The organism is Advenella sp. RU8, from assembly GCF_048381675.1.
GTDB lineage: Bacteria > Pseudomonadota > Gammaproteobacteria > Burkholderiales > Burkholderiaceae_B > Advenella.
Map to the genome: position 1 here is coordinate 182,363 of NZ_JBLWIS010000001.1, position 15,484 is coordinate 197,846.

The following is a 15,484-nucleotide window of genomic DNA, read 5'->3' on the forward strand; positions in this document are numbered from 1 at the left end:
ATATATAGGTTTATGCTTGAACAATATTCAGGGTAAGTAAACAGTCAGGATAATGATCGTAGTAGTTGGCGTACCGCATTGACGCGTTGGTTGATATCGGGCATTTTAGCCAGTTCCATGCGCAGTTTGTCGGCACCGCTGAAGCGTATGTGTTTTTGTTTCTGCACCAGCTCTATCATGCGTAGTGGGTCTATATTGGCTTTGGGGCCAAAATTAAGCATGGCCTGCTCGTCGCTAATATCAAGGCGGCTAATGCCCAGTGGTTCAGCCAGGATACGGAGCCGGTGAGTGGTGATCAACATGACGGCGGGTTCGGGCAGTTTGCCAAAGCGGTCGATCAGTTCTTCCTGTATTTTCAGTAGCTCGTCTTCATTTTTGGCGTGTGACAGGCGTTTGTAGATAGACAGGCGGGCATGAACATCGCCGCAGTAATCAGAAGGCAGCAGGGCAGATGTATGCAGCTTGACTTCACAGACAGGTGCAAAGGGAGACTCCAGATCGGGCTCTTCACCGGCTTTCAGGGCACGTACCGCCTCGTTCAGCATATCGGTGTACATCGAAAAGCCGATTTCATGGATATTGCCAGATTGTGATTCACCCAAGACTTCACCGGTGCCGCGGATTTCAAGGTCGTGCATGGCCAGGAAAAAGCCCGAGCCCAGTTCTTCCATGGACTGGATGGCTTCAAGGCGTTTTTTCGCATTGTTGGTAATCGCGTCCTCACCGGGGGTAAGCAGATAAGCATAGGCCTGATGGTGGGAACGCCCAACCCGGCCACGCAGCTGGTGCAACTGGGCCAGGCCCAGGCGGTCTGCGCGATGAATAATAATCGTGTTGGCGCTAGGGACGTCAATCCCGGTCTCAATAATTGTGGTGCACAGCAGAATATTGAAACGCTGCTGGTAGAAGCCTTTCATTACTTCCTCCAGTTCGCGCTCGGGCATTTGGCCGTGTGCCACCGCAATGCGGGCTTCTGGTACCAGTTCTTGCAGGCGGGCCTTGCGGTTGTTGATGGTTTCCACTTCATTGTGCAGGAAATACACCTGTCCGCCACGCTTGAGTTCACGCAGTACGGCTTCGCGTATGGTGCTGCCGTCTTCACGGCGTACAAAGGTTTTGATGGCCAGCCGTTTTTGCGGTGCGGTAGCGATGACCGAAAAGTCGCGAATGCCTTCCAGCGACATCCCCAGGGTACGCGGAATCGGGGTGGCGGTTAGGGTTAGCACATCGACTTCGGCCCGCAGTGCTTTCAGGGCTTCTTTCTGGCGGACGCCAAAGCGGTGTTCTTCGTCAATAATGACCAAACCCAGTTGTTTGAACTGTACGTCTTTGGACAGGATCTTATGCGTGCCAATGACGATGTCAACAGTGCCTTTGGCGATGCCTTCAATGGTGGCGGCCACTTCTTTGCCAGACCTGAAACGGGACAGCTCGGCGACATTGACGGGCCAGTCCGCGAAGCGATCGGCAAAGGTCTGGGCGTGCTGTTCGGCCAGCAGGGTGGTGGGGCAAAGCAAGGCCACCTGTTTGCCATTGGCCACGCTCAGGAAAGCGGCGCGCAGGGCCACTTCGGTTTTGCCAAATCCTACATCGCCACATACCAGGCGGTCCATGGGCTTGCCCGATGTCATGTCGTGGATCACGGCTTCAATCGCTGCGGCCTGGTCGGCGGTTTCTTCAAAACCAAAGCCCTCCACAAAGCTTTGGTAGTCGCTGAAGGGCAGCTTGAAGGCGTAGCCTTCGCGGGCGGCCCGCTGGGCATAAAGGTTAAGCAGTTCGGCGGCGGCATCGCGTATTTGTTTGGCGGCTTTTTTGCGTGCCTTGTCCCACTGGCCTGAACCCAGTTGGTGCAAGGGGGCCTGTTCGGGGTCAGCGCCGCTGTAACGGGCAATCACGTGCAACTGTGAAACCGGCACGTACAGGGTGCTTTTATTGGCATACTCAAGGTGCAACAGTTCTACATTGCCTTCGCCCAGGTCCATGTTGACCAGGCCGTGATAGCGGCCAATTCCGTACTGGACATGCACCACCGGGTCACCTTCGCGCAGTTCGGACAAGTCCCGTACCATGGCATCAACATCGCTGCTGCGTTCCTGTTGCTTGCGGCGGCGCTGGGTGTAGGTGGCCGTGCCGGGGTAAAGGTCATTTTCGGTCAGCAGGGCAAAGTTTAGATGGTTAACCAGAAACCCGGTGTTGATGGGGGCCACCACCATGCCAAAGCTGGCATCAGACGCAATGAATTCGTGAATGGTGTCCAAGTGGGTGTCAGGTGCCAGCTGGTGTTCCTGCAGCATTTGCAGCAGGGTTTCACGGCGGCCTGCGGAATCGGCACAAAGCAGGATTTTATGCTGTTTGTTAAGCACCATTTGCTGCAGTTTGGCAAAAGGTTGCTCGGCACGGCGGGCAACGGCTACATTGGGGGCCGGGGTGATTTCTTCCGATGCCTGCTTGTTGTCCAGGTTCAGGCGGGCAAAATTTTTGAACTGGTTATAAATCTGCTCGCGTGAAAGGAAGAGTTGTTCGGGGGGTAGTACCGGCCGTTCGCGGTCTGATTTGATGAAGCTGTAGCGGCTTTGGGTTTCGTTGTGAAAACGCGTAATGGTTTCTTCCAGATCACCCAGGGTTACCGTGATGGTGTCAGGCTTCAGGTAGTTGAACAGGGTGGCGGTTTCGTCAAAGAAAAGCGGCAGGTAATATTCAATGCCCGCAAAGGCAATGCCGTTGCCCACGTCTTTATAGGGCAGGCAGCGGGAAGGGTCGCCTTCAAAAACTTCGCGAAAGCGCGAACGGAACCGGGTGCGCGCGTCTTCGTCCATGGGGAACTCACGGCCGGGCAACAGTTGTATGTCATTAACCGGATACAGGCTGCGCTGGGTGTCTATGTCAAAACTGCGGATCGAGTCGATTTCGTCATCGAACAGGTCTATCCGGTACGGCACTATTGAGCCCATGGGGAACAAGTCTATCAGGCTGCCCCGGATACAGAATTCACCGGCCGCGGTAACCTGGGTAACATGGGTGTAGTTGGCCAGCATGAGCTGGTCACGCAAGGCAGCCTCATTGACGCGATCGCCTTTTTTGAAGGAAAAGGTGTAGGCGGCCAGAAACGAAGGGGGGGGCAGGCGGTACAGTGCGGTGGTTACGGGCACGGTCAGGATGTCCACCTCTTCAAGCATGAGGGCATGCAGGGTTTTCAGGCGTTCGGATATAAGGTCCTGGTGTGGTGAAAAGCCGTCATAAGGCAGGGTTTCCCAGTCGGGAAGCTGGCGCGCCTTTACTTGCGGATTGAAGCGTTTGGTTTCTTCAGCCAGCCGTTGTGCCTGTAAGGGGTCGGCACACAGCACCACGATGGTTTTTTGGGCGGCCCGGGCCAGTTCAGCCAATAGCCAGGCATCTCCGGAGCCGGCCGGACATGGATGGTTGAATCGTTGGCCGGGTTTCAGGCTGGCAAGCAGTTTGGGTATTGAAGGTAAAGACACAACAGTTGGGAAGTGAAATTCAAAACATTTATTTTAACAGCGATGCCAGGCGCTTTTATGGTGAATGTTGCTCACCGGTTTTTTAACTGCCAGGCTCCTTTTTGATAAACCAGTAGGCGGCTTGCAGAAGCGTACCTAAACCGGTTTGCTTGTCTTTTTCAAGGTGCTGCAAGGCAAGCGCTCGTGCATATGCAATAATGCTGTTTTTGGGTAGTGGCAGGATTTTCCTGTATCAACAATCATGAGTGAAAAAATAATTGCCCTTATTCCCGCCGGTGGGATTGGTGCACGAGCACACGGTGACGGGCATGTGGGTCCCAAGCAGTATCGTGTCATTAACGGCGTGCCCATGCTGGTGCATACGGTAAAGGCTTTGTTAAGCCACGCCGGTATCTGCAAGGTACATATTGGTGTGGCGCCTAATGATGCCTATATTGCTGATTGCGTCATGCCAGAATTTGAGCAGGTCTGCATTCATCGAAGCGGTGGGGCCAGTCGTGCGGATACGGTGCTAAATACCTTGCTGGCCAGCCAGGCTGCCGATAGCGACTGGGTCCTGGTGCATGATGCAGCCCGTCCGGGTTTACAGTCCGAGTCCCTGAACCGTCTGATTCAAACCTGCCTGTTCCATGACCAAGGCGGTATTCTGGCAACACCGGTACCTGATACGGTGAAAAGGGCGGTAGTGAAAAATGGCCTGGAGGTGGTTGAAACCACGGTGCCACGTGAAGGCCTGTGGCTGGCACAAACGCCGCAAATGTTCAGGGTTGGCCTGTTGCGTGATGCCTTGCTGAAGGCCAGGGAGCAGGGTTTTGAGGTAACCGATGAAGCGTCGGCCATGGAGTTTGCCGGATTTTCACCGATGCTGGTAAGGGGCAGTATCCAGAACATGAAAGTGACCTGGCCCGGCGATTTTGAGATCATGGCACACTGGTTATAATAATTGGCAAGGCAGGTGATCAGTTCATTGCTTGCTTTAAAAGTTTAACTATCAAACAATATTTGGACAGGAAATAAAATGACAGTACCGTTCAGGGTAGGCCAGGGTTTTGACGTGCATGCATTGGTAGAAGGCAGGCCTTTGATTCTGGGTGGCGTAACCATACCGCATACGCATGGGCTGAAAGGGCATTCTGATGCCGATGCGCTGTTGCATGCCATTACCGATGCCTTGCTGGGCGCAGCGGGCTTGGGTGATATTGGCCGGCACTTTCCTGATACCGACCCTGCCTATAAGGGCGCAGACAGCCGTATGCTGTTAAGGGCGGCGTATGAGAAAGTGCGGGAAGCCGGTTGGCAGGCGGTGAATGTGGATGCGACCATTCATGCCCAGGCGCCTAAAATCATGCCTTATGCGCCTGCCATGGTGGCCAATATTGCCAATGATCTGGGTTTGCCAATAGACTGTGTGAACGTAAAGGGCAAGACCAATGAGCATTTGGGATATTTGGGTAGAAAAGAAGGCATTGCCGCTACGGTAGTCGTCTTGCTGGCAAAGCCTTGAAAATTACGTAAACCCAAAATCCGTTTACTTTTACAGGGTATCACCACCGGTTTCCCGGCCGCAGGGGCAGAGCTCATCGGTTTGCAGGCTGTCAAGAATACGCAGGACTTCTTCGGGATTGCGTCCAACGTTCAGGTTGTTAACCGATACATGCTGGATGATGTTGTCGGGATCTATGATAAATGTGGCCCGCAGGGCAACACCTGCCGATTTATCACGGATGCCCAGCTGGTCGATCAAGGAGCCGGTGGAGTCGGCAAATGAATAATGTCCCAGTTTGTCCAGTTCGGCATTTTCACGGCGCCAGGCTAGTTTGCAGAATTCGTTATCGACCGAGCCGCCCATGAGTATCGCGTCACGGCTGGTAAATTCCTGCACCAGATTGTTGAAGCCGACAATTTCAGTGGGGCACACGAAGGTGAAGTCTTTGGGGTAAAAATAGATGACTTTCCATTTGCCCGGAAAAGAACTTTCGGTAATGTCTTCAAAAGCCGAGACACCGTTTTCTTCGTGTTTGTTGAAGCCGGGCTTCACGCCAATCACTTTAAACGCTTCCAGTTTGTCACCAATGGTTTTCATATTCTTTCCTTTTTCCTTATTCCTTAATGTTACAAGATCTAAATCAGTATAACCTTAACGCTTTCAGGTGTCTGCATGATTATTGCCCGGCCTGGCTTTGGGAATTTCAATATGGCCGGTCAGGCCTTGGGGCTTGTTGGGCCGAAGCTTCAAAGAGCCGCCAACGTGCTTGAGCAGCCGTTCGACAATTGAAAGACCCAGGCCTGCGCCACTTACGCCTGTGCGGGCTACTTCGCCACGTGAAAAAGGCCGTAGCAGGCGTTCTATGTCCTTGGGCTGGATGCCGGGCCCCTGGTCGCTGACATCAATATGAATCAGTGAGCCCGATGTCCGGGCAGTAACTGTGATATGTGCCCCACCATCTGCCGATTTGCCATAACGGCGGGAATTTTCAATCAGGTTGCTGACGATGCGCTTGAGGTTTAATTCACCGATTTTGGCATATAGCCCTGGTGCTATGTTGAATTCCAGGGTGCCGGACAGGGATTCGGTATAGTTTTTCTCGCGTTGGCAAAGCATCGTCAGGACTTCGGATACGTCTATGGCAGTATCGGGAATGACACCGGCCGGCCGGGCATACTCCATCAGCTGGCCAATACTATGGTCAATTTGCGCCAGGTCCCCGTCAATCGCCGCGCGGGCGGCATCATCCACGTTGCTAAGCTCAATTTCCAGCCGCATGCGCGCCAGTGGCGTACGCAGATCGTGCGAGATGCCTGCCAGCATGAGTTCTTTGTCGGCTTCGATCTGGCGCAAATCACGCGCCATGCGATTGAAAGCATGGTTGAGGTCGCGAATTTCAAGGGGGCCTTCGTTGGTGGGTAGCGGGGCCGGGTTCTCGCCTCGGGCCACTTGTTGCACGGCTTTGGACAGGCGTGAAAGGGGGGTGTTGACAAACCGTACGCTGATGGCTGCACCGGTGACAGCCAGGATGAGGGCTATAATGCCCCAGCCGAGCCACTCATGGACAAGCGATAATTCAGAATTGTCATTTTTCAGCAGCAGCCAGTACAGGTCATCATTGGCCATGAAGCTGATCCAGATGCCGGTCTCGCCGTTCATGTTGGCGGCCACTATGGTGTTGGGATTTTTGGTTTCCAGCTTGATATGTTGCGTGAAGGTTTCCCAGAACAGGGTGTTGGGCAGGGGCAGCGTGGTGTCATCACCCTGACGGGGAAAAAACTGGATATCACTGTCAGTGGCCAGGTCGATAACCAGTGCATTGCGTTCTGATGAAGGAACGTAATGCAAGGATTTTTGCGTAATTTTAAGGGCGGTGACGACCCGTTGTGCCAACTGAATGGCCCGGGGTTCTTCCTGCATGCTGAAAAAGACGGCAAGCCAAGTGCTCAGACTGACAATAAGCAGGGAAGCCAACAGTAAAAAAGACCGGCTGAATAAACTCAGCCGGGCCTTGAATAGTGTTTTTTGCCATAAACCTTTTAAGTGGTTTTTATCTTCCAGCATTTAGCTTAAGGGATATCAGTTTCCGCCATCGGGTACGAAAACATAGCCCAGCCCCCAGACTGTTTGAATGAAAACCGGCTTGGCAGGATTGGGTTCGATTAACTTGCGAAGACGGGAAATCTGAACGTCCAGGCTGCGGTCAAAGGCTTCGTACTCGCGCCCGCGTGCCAGTTCCATGAGTTTGTCACGGGACAGGGGTACTTTAGGGTGACGTGCAAAGACTTTAAGGACTGAAAATTCACCCGTGGTGATGGGGATAACCTCATCGTTTTTGCTAAGGGTACGGGTTGACAGGTTCAGGGTGTAAGGACCAAAAATAATGGATTCATTTTCCTGGCTTGGTGCACCTGGATGCTCATCGGAACCGCGGCGGCGCAAAATTGCATTGACCCTGGCCAGCAGCTCGCGCGGGTTAAACGGTTTGGACAGGTAATCGTCTGCACCCATTTCAAGGCCCAGGATGCGGTCGATTTCTTCCGCTTTGGCCGTCAGCATGATAATGGGGGTGTTGTCTCCGGCGCCACGCAGGCGACGGCAGATGGACAGGCCATCTTCGCCCGGCAACATGAGGTCAAGAACCAGCAGGTCGAAGTGTTCGCGTTGCCAGAGCTTGGACATTTCTTTGCCATCTTCGGCTACAAAAACATTGAACCCTTGCTCAGACAGGTAGCGACGCAGAAGATCACGCAGACGTTGATCGTCGTCTACAACCAGTATTTTTCGAGGTGAAGTTTGATTTTGAGTATTCATACCGGAAATGTAACAGCCTTCAAAAAGGTTAACTAGGGGGTTTCACAACATGTTACACAAAAAAAGTATGGGAAATTGTGATTCTTGTGTAACGGATATTTGTGCCTGTAATAATCAAGATTGTTTTGTTTACAGATGATTGAACCAAATTTACCGGATACTGAACTTTAAACATTAAAATGTTATTTTATTAACGGCAATACACTATTATCGGTGGAATAAAGCAAATTTTAAAGTGGTTTTTCAAAAACATTTGCGTTATCCCAAGCTTGGTGTGGCTTTGTCTTGTTATGCGTGCTCTGGCATTTTGTAACAAATAAGGCATGTTGCATATCGGTAGATACGATAGTTTTTTTGATTTTTTATGACGAACATTAATTTAATTGGAATCGAAACCTCGGGCTCCGGCTCCAGTGTTGCCTTATTGCGTGCCAATGAGCAAGGCCATTCCACGGTCACGGTCCGGCACAATGAGGTTGGCCAGCAGCACGCCGAGCGCCTGCTGCCCATGCTTGATGAGTTGCTGGAAGAGGCCGGTTTGGCAAAAACCGATATTCACGGCATTGCTTTCGGGCAGGGGCCGGGCGGTTTTACCGGTTTGCGAATTGCCTGCGGAGCGGCCCAGGGATTGGGCTTTGGTTTGGGGGTGCCCGTATATCCGGTTACTTCGCTGCGGGCCACGGCCGAGCTTGCTCGTGAGCAGGCAGCAGGCCATTATATTGTCAGTGTGCTTGATGCCCGCATGAGCGAGGTCTTCATGGCCGTTTATCGCCAAGACAGCAATCATCCCGGTGGGCTGGAAACGGTCCAGGGTCCTTGTTTGATTGCTGCCGATCAGGTTTTTTCCTGGCTTGAAAGCCAGCGGGCCGAATGGGAGCTGAAAGCGGGTGAAAACATTCGCTTTTTGCTGGCCGGCAACGCCCTGCTTGCTTATCCCGAGGTGTTGCAGGAGCAAGCGGGTATTGCTTATGGGCCTTCAGTATGGGCCGGTGCCGACACGGTTGTGCAACTTGCCTTGTCCGCCTGGCACAAGGGGGAATTTATTCAGCCCGACCATGCCAGCCCGCTGTATGTCAGGGATAAGGTGGCTTTCACCACCCAAGAGCGCGAACAGGGGGCAGGGGGTAATCCCAAGGCCGGCTTGCCGGTTGGCAATGGCCGGCCCGTGCCTGAAAATGAAGACGTCTTACCGCCCGAGAATGCTGATTACCTTGTTCAGGCCATGCAGGAAGCCCATGTTGATGAGGTGCTGGCCATAGAGCAGGCAGTGCAGGAAAAACCCTGGACCAAAGGGAATTTTCTGGATGCGTTAAAAGCCAATTATCCGGGCTGGGTGATCACCGACAGGCAAAATACGGTTTTGGGTTTTGCATTGCAAATGCTGGCCCCCGATGTTTCCCATCTGCTATTGATTGGCGTAATGCCTGGTTGCCAGGGACAGGGGCTTGGCAGCCGCTTGCTGGCGGTTACAGAAAACAAGCTTAAAGAAGCCGGCCTTGATTTGCAGGTGCTTGAGGTGCGGCCTTCAAACCAGCAGGCACGGGTTTTCTATGAGCGTCATCATTATGTGCAAATTGGCGTTCGCAAGGGTTATTATTCCGGTAATAATGGTGAAAGTGAAGATGCGCTGGTTTTGCAAAAGAGTGTGGCTTAATGCTTAATGGTTTATGGTCCCTAATATAATTCCCCCGGTTCCGGTCAGGCCCAATATCAATGGCCTGCAAGTGTTGTGGCTGCAAGAGTCGGGCATAGACCGCTTGTGGGGCAAGCCTTTTGTTCCTGTGATTGTCCAACGGCCGGCGGATGATGCCGTGGCGGTTGAATCCGGGATTAACGAACCGGGTAACCGGGCCAAGGCAAACCTGTCCGCCCGCCTGCCTGAGGCATCCCCGCTGCCTACACAACGGGCGGTTGCCTCGCAACCGGCGGTAGCGCAACGGCCAGTGCGCAATTTTGCCAGTCAACAGCCAGCCCCTGAAACCACCAAGGATGTGCCTTCTCCTGTCGTGTTGCGGCCCGATCTTAGTCAGCTTGACTGGCCCGGCCTGCGTGAAAGCGTGGCCAATTGTAATAGCTGCAATCTGGGTGAGCATCGCAGGCAGGCCGTGTTCGGTGAAGGGGCGCAACCGTCCGACTGGATGTTTGTTGAGGAAGCCCCGGGTGAACAGGACGACTGGCATGGGCGGCCCTTTATGGGCAAGGCAGGGACGCTGTTCGACAATATTCTGAAATCTGTCCATTTGGGCCGTGAAACGGTGTTTATATCGCCGTTGGTGAAGTGCCGGCCAATCGCCAATATTGCCCCTTCAAAGGAAGCGGCAGCCAGTTGCATGAGTTATTTGCAGGCCCAGATCGAACGGGTTCAACCCAAGTGTATTGTGGTTTTTGGACGTGCGGCCAACCTGCTTTTAGGCAGTACGGAAACCGTTGAAGCTTTGCGTGCAAAAGATTGGTTTATTAGCACGGCAAACGGAAAGCAGATTCCGCTAGTGGTTACCTATCACCCTAATCATTTAATGGTGGCGCACACTGATAAGGCCAAGGTATGGCAAGACCTTCAAAAGGCCTTGCGGATTGTGCGCAGCGCGAATTGAACTAGGTGTTTTGTTGTGCCCGGCCGTGGCCCAGGTCTCCAATTTCATTGAAGGTGTCCGGGTAGCGTTTTTTGTTGATCAGGCACCATAAAATGATGAAAGACATTAATACCGACACAATCGAGCCAAAAATAATGATGATGGTATTGATATGCATATCAAAGGCTACCATGCTGCCATAGGCTGCCACCATGAACAGGATGTTAAGCTGCTCGTTAAAGTTTTGCACGGCAATCGAATGGCCTGCTGACAGCAGGACATGCCCGCGGTGCTGTAGCAGTGCATTCATGGGCACGACGAAGTAGCCGGCCAGGCCGCCAATTAGAATAAGAACGAGGTAGACACTCCAGTCACTTTTGGTGATGGTCATGAGCATGACGGCCAGGCCCATGATAATGCCAACCGGCAACACGCTAAGTGCTTTGCGAAGCGGTACCCTGCCGGCCAACACCGAACCAAGTACCGTGCCGATGGCGGCTACCCCCATTAAATTGGCTGATTGGGCAATGGTTAGGTTCAAGTGGTCTTGACCCCATTGCAGAACGACCAGTTGCAGGGTTGCCCCGGCTCCCCAGAACAGGGTGGTAACCGCAAGGGAGATTTGCCCCACTTTGTCTTGCCACAGGATTTTGACGTAGCTGAAGAAAACCTTGCATAGCTTGACAGGATTGGTTTCCTGCTTTGGATAAACGAAGTGTGTATTGGGAATTAACAGGTTGCACAGGGCCGCCATGATATAAATGGTGGCAATCACCACGATGGCCGCTTCAGCCGGTGTTTTGGCAATGCTGCTGATAAACGGGTTGGCCAGCAGCCAGCCGGACATGGTTGGCTCGGTAAGCTTGCCGCCCAGCACGACACCAAGAATAATGGAAAGCACGGTAAGGCCTTCTATCCAGCTATTGCCCTTGACTAAGTCATTGGGCGGCAGAAGTTCTGTCACGATGCCATATTTGGCCGGAGAGTATGCCGCAGCACCAATGCCCACCAATGCGTACGAAAAACAGACAATATAAGCATGAAGTGAGTGGTTGTTGCCCGAGACGAACTCGAAACCGAACATGAGCAGACAACCTGAGATTTTGATGGCGTTGGTCACAAACATGACCCTTCCCTTGGGGAAAGAGTCTGAAATGGCGCCAACGAAAGCGGCCAGGATCACGTAAGAAAACGCAAAAAACCACTTCATTGCCGGCGTCATCCAGTCGGGCCCGTTCAGTTCGGCGATGAGTGCTATTGCAGCAATAAATAAAGCGTTGTCGGCAAGCGAGGATAACGCTTGCGCGATCATGACGAGATAAAAACCTTTTTTCAACCGAATTCCAATTTTTTGTTTTTACTGTGAAGTGACCGCTTGCATGAAGAAATAAAGTATTGCCAACTGAATTTTTCGGTTACCAGGAGCGTAGAAAACGTACCGGTAAAATTTAGTGGGGCGGTAACTTTTATTGACTATATTTTGTATGCAGCTAGGTTATTATATAAGGTTTAAGGCTTCATGCAACTTGCAGCCGCAAATTGCATGAAACCAGTTTAATAAAGTATTCCTGTTCATTAATGTGCGTTTAACCCAACTAAAATTATCCGGTTTCAAATCATTTGTAGATCCTACTACCATTCCTGTTCCCAGCCAGCTGGTAGGTGTGGTGGGTCCCAATGGTTGTGGAAAGTCCAATATTATCGATGCCGTGCGTTGGGTGCTGGGTGAAACCAAGGCTTCCGAGTTGCGTGGCGAGTCCATGCAAGACGTCATTTTCAATGGTTCGGCTAATCGCAAGGCGGCTGGACGGGCGTCGGTCGAGCTGGTGTTTGACAATAGCGAAGGCCGTGCGGTAGGGCAATGGAGCGTTTATGCCGAGATTTCTGTCCGGCGCGTGCTCACCAAAGATGGTACCAGCAGCTATTTCATCAATAACCAGCAGGTTCGCCGTCGCGACATTCATGATTTGTTTCTGGGTACTGGCCTGGGTTCCCGGGGCTATGCCATTATCGGGCAGGGCATGATCAACCGCCTTATCGAGGCCAAGCCCGAAGAGCTGCGCGTTTATCTTGAAGAAGCTGCCGGTGTGTCCCGTTATAAAGAGCGGCGCCGTGAAACCGAAAATCGTCTGGCTGATACCCGTGAAAACCTGACGCGCGTTGAAGATATCCTGCGAGAACTGGATACCCAGCTTGGCAAGCTGGAGGCGCAGGCAGAGGTAGCAACGCAATACCGCGGCCTGCAGCAAGAGGGTGAGAAGAAACAGCACGTATTGTGGATGATCCGCGAAGAAAACGCCAAACTGGAAAGGCAGCGCAAAGCCGAGGAAAGCGAAAAAGCGCAAACCGATCTTGAGGCCGCCCTGGCGCAGTTGCGTTCTTCCGAGTCGGCCGTTGAGGCCCGTCGCCAGGCACATTACGAGGCCAGCGATGCAGTCCATGCGGCACAAACCGCCATGTACGAAGCCAATACACTGGTCAGTCGCCTTGAAACCGAAATCAGGCATGTGGCCGATTCGCGTAATCGTCTGCATAACCGCAAGTCACAACTCAATACGCAAATCCGGGAGTGGGAAGAGCAATACCGGCATTGCGAAGAACAAATTGCCCTGCTTGAAGAAGAAAGTGCGGTTTCCGCCGAACTGGCGGAAGAGTCTCGGGCCCGGGTAGAGGAAATGCAGTCGCACCTGCCCGAACTGGAAAACCGGCTCAGGCAGGTGGCTGCCGAGCGTGAGAGCTTGCGCAGTACCTTGGCTGGTATCGAACAAAACCTCGCTTTGGTGGCACAGCAGCAAAGGGAAACCAGCCGGCAGTTGCAATTGCTTGAGCAACGGCGGGAAAGGCTGCTTAAAGAAAAAAGTGAAATTGTCCTGCCCGATGCCGGGCGCAGCGAGCAGTTGGCCGGTGACAGCGCTGCTGCCGCTGCCCAGCTTGAAGAAGCGCAGGCGCAGTTGATCAGTCTTGAAGAGCGTCTGCCGGGTCTTGAAGAGGCCCGTCGCCAGGCCCATGATAATGCCCAGGCGGAAAATGCCAACCTAGCGCGCTTAGAGGCCCGGATGGCCGCACTGGTGAAATTGCAGGAAGATGTGCAAAAGCAGGGGGCCTTGGCACCCTGGTTGCAAAAGCATGAATTATCCAGCCTGGGCCGCCTGTGGCAAAAGCTCCAGGTTGAGCCGGGGTGGGAAAGCGCGTTTGAAGCGGTCTTGCGTGAACGTATGGCCGCCATAGAAGTGCGTAACCTTGAACTTACCCGCGCTTTTGCTCATGATGCCCCCCCGTCACGGTTGGCGTTTTACCAGAAACCGGCTGCCCAGCCAGTCGCCGTGGCTTCTGCTCAAGGCCTGAAGTTGCTGTCATCCCTGGTGCGCTGCAATGATGTAGACCTTAAGGCGCTGGTTGTGCAGTGGTTGCGTGGCGTGTATGTGGCCGATGACCTTTCCGAGGCCTTGGCCAGCCGCCAGCAGTTGCCCGAGGGTGGCCAGTTTGTGCTTAAAAGCGGTCATGTGGTGGATGCCAGCGGCGTTTGTTTTTATGCGGCCGATTCTGAACAGGCCGGCATGCTGGCGCGCCAGAACGAAATTGAAAACCTGCAACGTGAAATCAAGGCAGGCCAGTTAATTGCCGATCAGGCGATCAGTGCGGTTGCCCGTAGTGAAAGTGCCTGGAGCCAGGTGTCGCAGGCAATGGTGCCGGCACGCCAAAGATTGGCCGAATTAACCCGCCGCAGTCACGACCTGCAGCTCGAATACACCCGCCTGCAGCAACAAGTCCAGCAGTCAGACGAACGCTCGCGCCGCTTGAACGAAGATTTGGCCGACCTGGACCTGCAACGTGAAGAACTGCACGCGATCATGGAAACCAGCGAGGCCCGTTTCGAAACCCTTGACATGGAGTTGGGCGAAATACAAAGCCGCCATGCCGATGCGCAAATGCAGGGCGAAGACCTGGCGCAAGAGGTCGAGCAGGCCAGGCAAGCCCTGCGGGACCTTGAGCGGTCGGCTCAGGAAGCCGAGTTCAGCCAGCGCTCTTTGGCTGCCCGTATTACCGAGCTTGGGAAGAACAAGGATCTGGCCCGTCACCAAAGCGGGCAGGCCAAGGCGGAACTGGATAACCTTGAGCAGGAACTGTTTGATTTTGATGAAGAGGCCACTCGCAGTGGTTTGCAGGAAGCACTTGAAATCAGGGCAGAAAAAGAAGAAGCCCTGACGCAGGCCCGGATTGAGCTGGAAAATATTGCCGCCACCTTGCGTAATGCGGATGATGGCCGGCAGGCCCTTGAACAGTCTCTAGAGCCTTTGCGCGCCCGTATCATGCAGTTGCAGCTTGATGAGCAGGCAGCGCGCCTGGCAGTCGAGCAATTTGCCGACCAACTGAATCAGCACGAAGTGGATCGTGATCAATTGCGTGCCATGTTGGCCGATTTGCCGCCAGACTGGCAAAAAACCGGCTGGCTCCAGTCCGAAGTCCAAAAAATTTCCCGGCAGATAGACAGCCTGGGTTCGGTTAACCTGGCTGCGCTTGATGAACTGGCTGAAGCACGCAAGCGCAAAGGTTTCCTTGACACGCAACACGATGATCTGATTTCGGCCATCGATACACTCGAAGATGCGATTCGTAAAATCGACCGTGAAACCCGTGAATTGTTACAGGAAACTTTTAATCAGGTTAACGGCCACTTTGGTGAGTTGTTCCCCAAGTTGTTTGGGGGCGGGGAAGCGCGTCTGACTATGACCGGGGAAGAAATTCTGGATGCCGGCGTGCAGGTCATGGCGCAGCCACCGGGTAAGCGGAATAGCACGATTCATTTGCTTTCGGGGGGCGAAAAGGCCTTAACCGCAACCGCCTTGGTATTTGCCCTGTTCAAGCTGAACCCGGCGCCATTTTGTCTGCTTGACGAGGTGGATGCACCGTTGGATGATGCCAATACCGAAAGATATGCAAACCTGGTCAAAAGCATGAGTGACCAGACACAGTTTTTATTTATTTCTCATAATAAAATTGCCATGCAGATGGCCCGACAATTAATTGGTGTTACGATGCAAGAGCAAGGTGTTTCAAGAATCGTTGCCGTTGATATTGATTCGGCTGTTCAATTGGCCAATGAAGCATGATAATCATAGGGTTAAAAAGAT

General features: G+C 53.1%; 10 protein-coding genes. 5 read left to right on the plus strand and 5 right to left on the minus strand.

Annotated elements, in window-relative coordinates; translation table 11 throughout:
* Nucleotides 1–44: 44 nt before the first annotated feature.
* Entirely contained in the window at nt 45–3,479 is a 3,435-nt protein-coding gene (gene mfd / locus ACM5Q9_RS00825; RefSeq protein WP_418142842.1) for a transcription-repair coupling factor, read from the minus strand.
* A 241-nt stretch (nt 3,480–3,720) separates the two neighbouring features.
* On the opposite strand from mfd, the gene ispD reads away from it, so the two are divergent.
* Both ispD and ispF read left to right on the plus strand, forming a co-directional pair.
* Nucleotides 3,721–4,419 carry a 2-C-methyl-D-erythritol 4-phosphate cytidylyltransferase gene (gene ispD, locus ACM5Q9_RS00830; RefSeq protein WP_418142843.1) on the plus strand — a complete coding sequence of 233 codons (699 nt, stop codon included), beginning with the start codon at nt 3,721–3,723 and terminating at the stop codon, nt 4,417–4,419.
* Between the two features lie 78 nt (nt 4,420–4,497).
* Entirely contained in the window at nt 4,498–4,983 is a 486-nt protein-coding gene (gene ispF / locus ACM5Q9_RS00835; RefSeq protein WP_418142844.1) for a 2-C-methyl-D-erythritol 2,4-cyclodiphosphate synthase, read from the plus strand.
* A 30-nt stretch (nt 4,984–5,013) separates the two neighbouring features.
* Here ispF and ACM5Q9_RS00840 read toward each other — a convergent pair whose 3' ends face one another.
* The 3 genes from ACM5Q9_RS00840 to ompR all read right to left on the minus strand — a co-directional run bounded on the left by ACM5Q9_RS00840 (nt 5,014) and on the right by ompR (nt 7,779).
* A complete protein-coding gene (locus tag ACM5Q9_RS00840; protein WP_418142845.1) occupies nt 5,014–5,562 on the minus strand; it encodes a peroxiredoxin in 549 nt (182 codons plus the stop codon).
* Between the two features lie 63 nt (nt 5,563–5,625).
* The gene (locus ACM5Q9_RS00845) at nt 5,626–7,029 is read right to left on the minus strand and encodes an ATP-binding protein (protein ID WP_418142846.1); all 1,404 of its coding nucleotides are present in this window, start codon (nt 7,027–7,029) and stop codon (nt 5,626–5,628) included.
* Nucleotides 7,030–7,044: 15 nt separating this feature from the next.
* Nucleotides 7,045–7,779, minus strand: coding sequence for a two-component system response regulator OmpR (gene ompR, locus ACM5Q9_RS00850; protein ID WP_169294059.1), 735 nt, complete (start codon nt 7,777–7,779; stop codon nt 7,045–7,047).
* Nucleotides 7,780–8,143: 364 nt separating this feature from the next.
* On the opposite strand from ompR, the gene tsaB reads away from it, so the two are divergent.
* The gene (tsaB, locus tag ACM5Q9_RS00855) at nt 8,144–9,433 is read left to right on the plus strand and encodes a tRNA (adenosine(37)-N6)-threonylcarbamoyltransferase complex dimerization subunit type 1 TsaB (protein WP_418142847.1); all 1,290 of its coding nucleotides are present in this window, start codon (nt 8,144–8,146) and stop codon (nt 9,431–9,433) included.
* 13 nt (nt 9,434–9,446) lie between these two features.
* Nucleotides 9,447–10,373 carry a uracil-DNA glycosylase gene (locus ACM5Q9_RS00860; protein ID WP_418142848.1) on the plus strand — a complete coding sequence of 309 codons (927 nt, stop codon included), beginning with the start codon at nt 9,447–9,449 and terminating at the stop codon, nt 10,371–10,373.
* A gap of 1 nt (nt 10,374) precedes the next feature.
* On the opposite strand, the gene lplT is transcribed toward ACM5Q9_RS00860, so the two are convergent.
* Nucleotides 10,375–11,688, minus strand: a complete 1,314-nt coding sequence (lplT, locus tag ACM5Q9_RS00865) for a lysophospholipid transporter LplT (protein WP_418142849.1) — start codon at nt 11,686–11,688, stop codon at nt 10,375–10,377.
* Nucleotides 11,689–11,932: 244 nt separating this feature from the next.
* Here lplT and smc point away from each other — a divergent pair, with 244 nt between their 5' ends.
* A complete protein-coding gene (gene smc, locus ACM5Q9_RS00870) occupies nt 11,933–15,463 on the plus strand; it encodes a chromosome segregation protein SMC (RefSeq protein ID WP_418142850.1) in 3,531 nt (1,176 codons plus the stop codon).
* Nucleotides 15,464–15,484 lie beyond the last annotated feature (21 nt).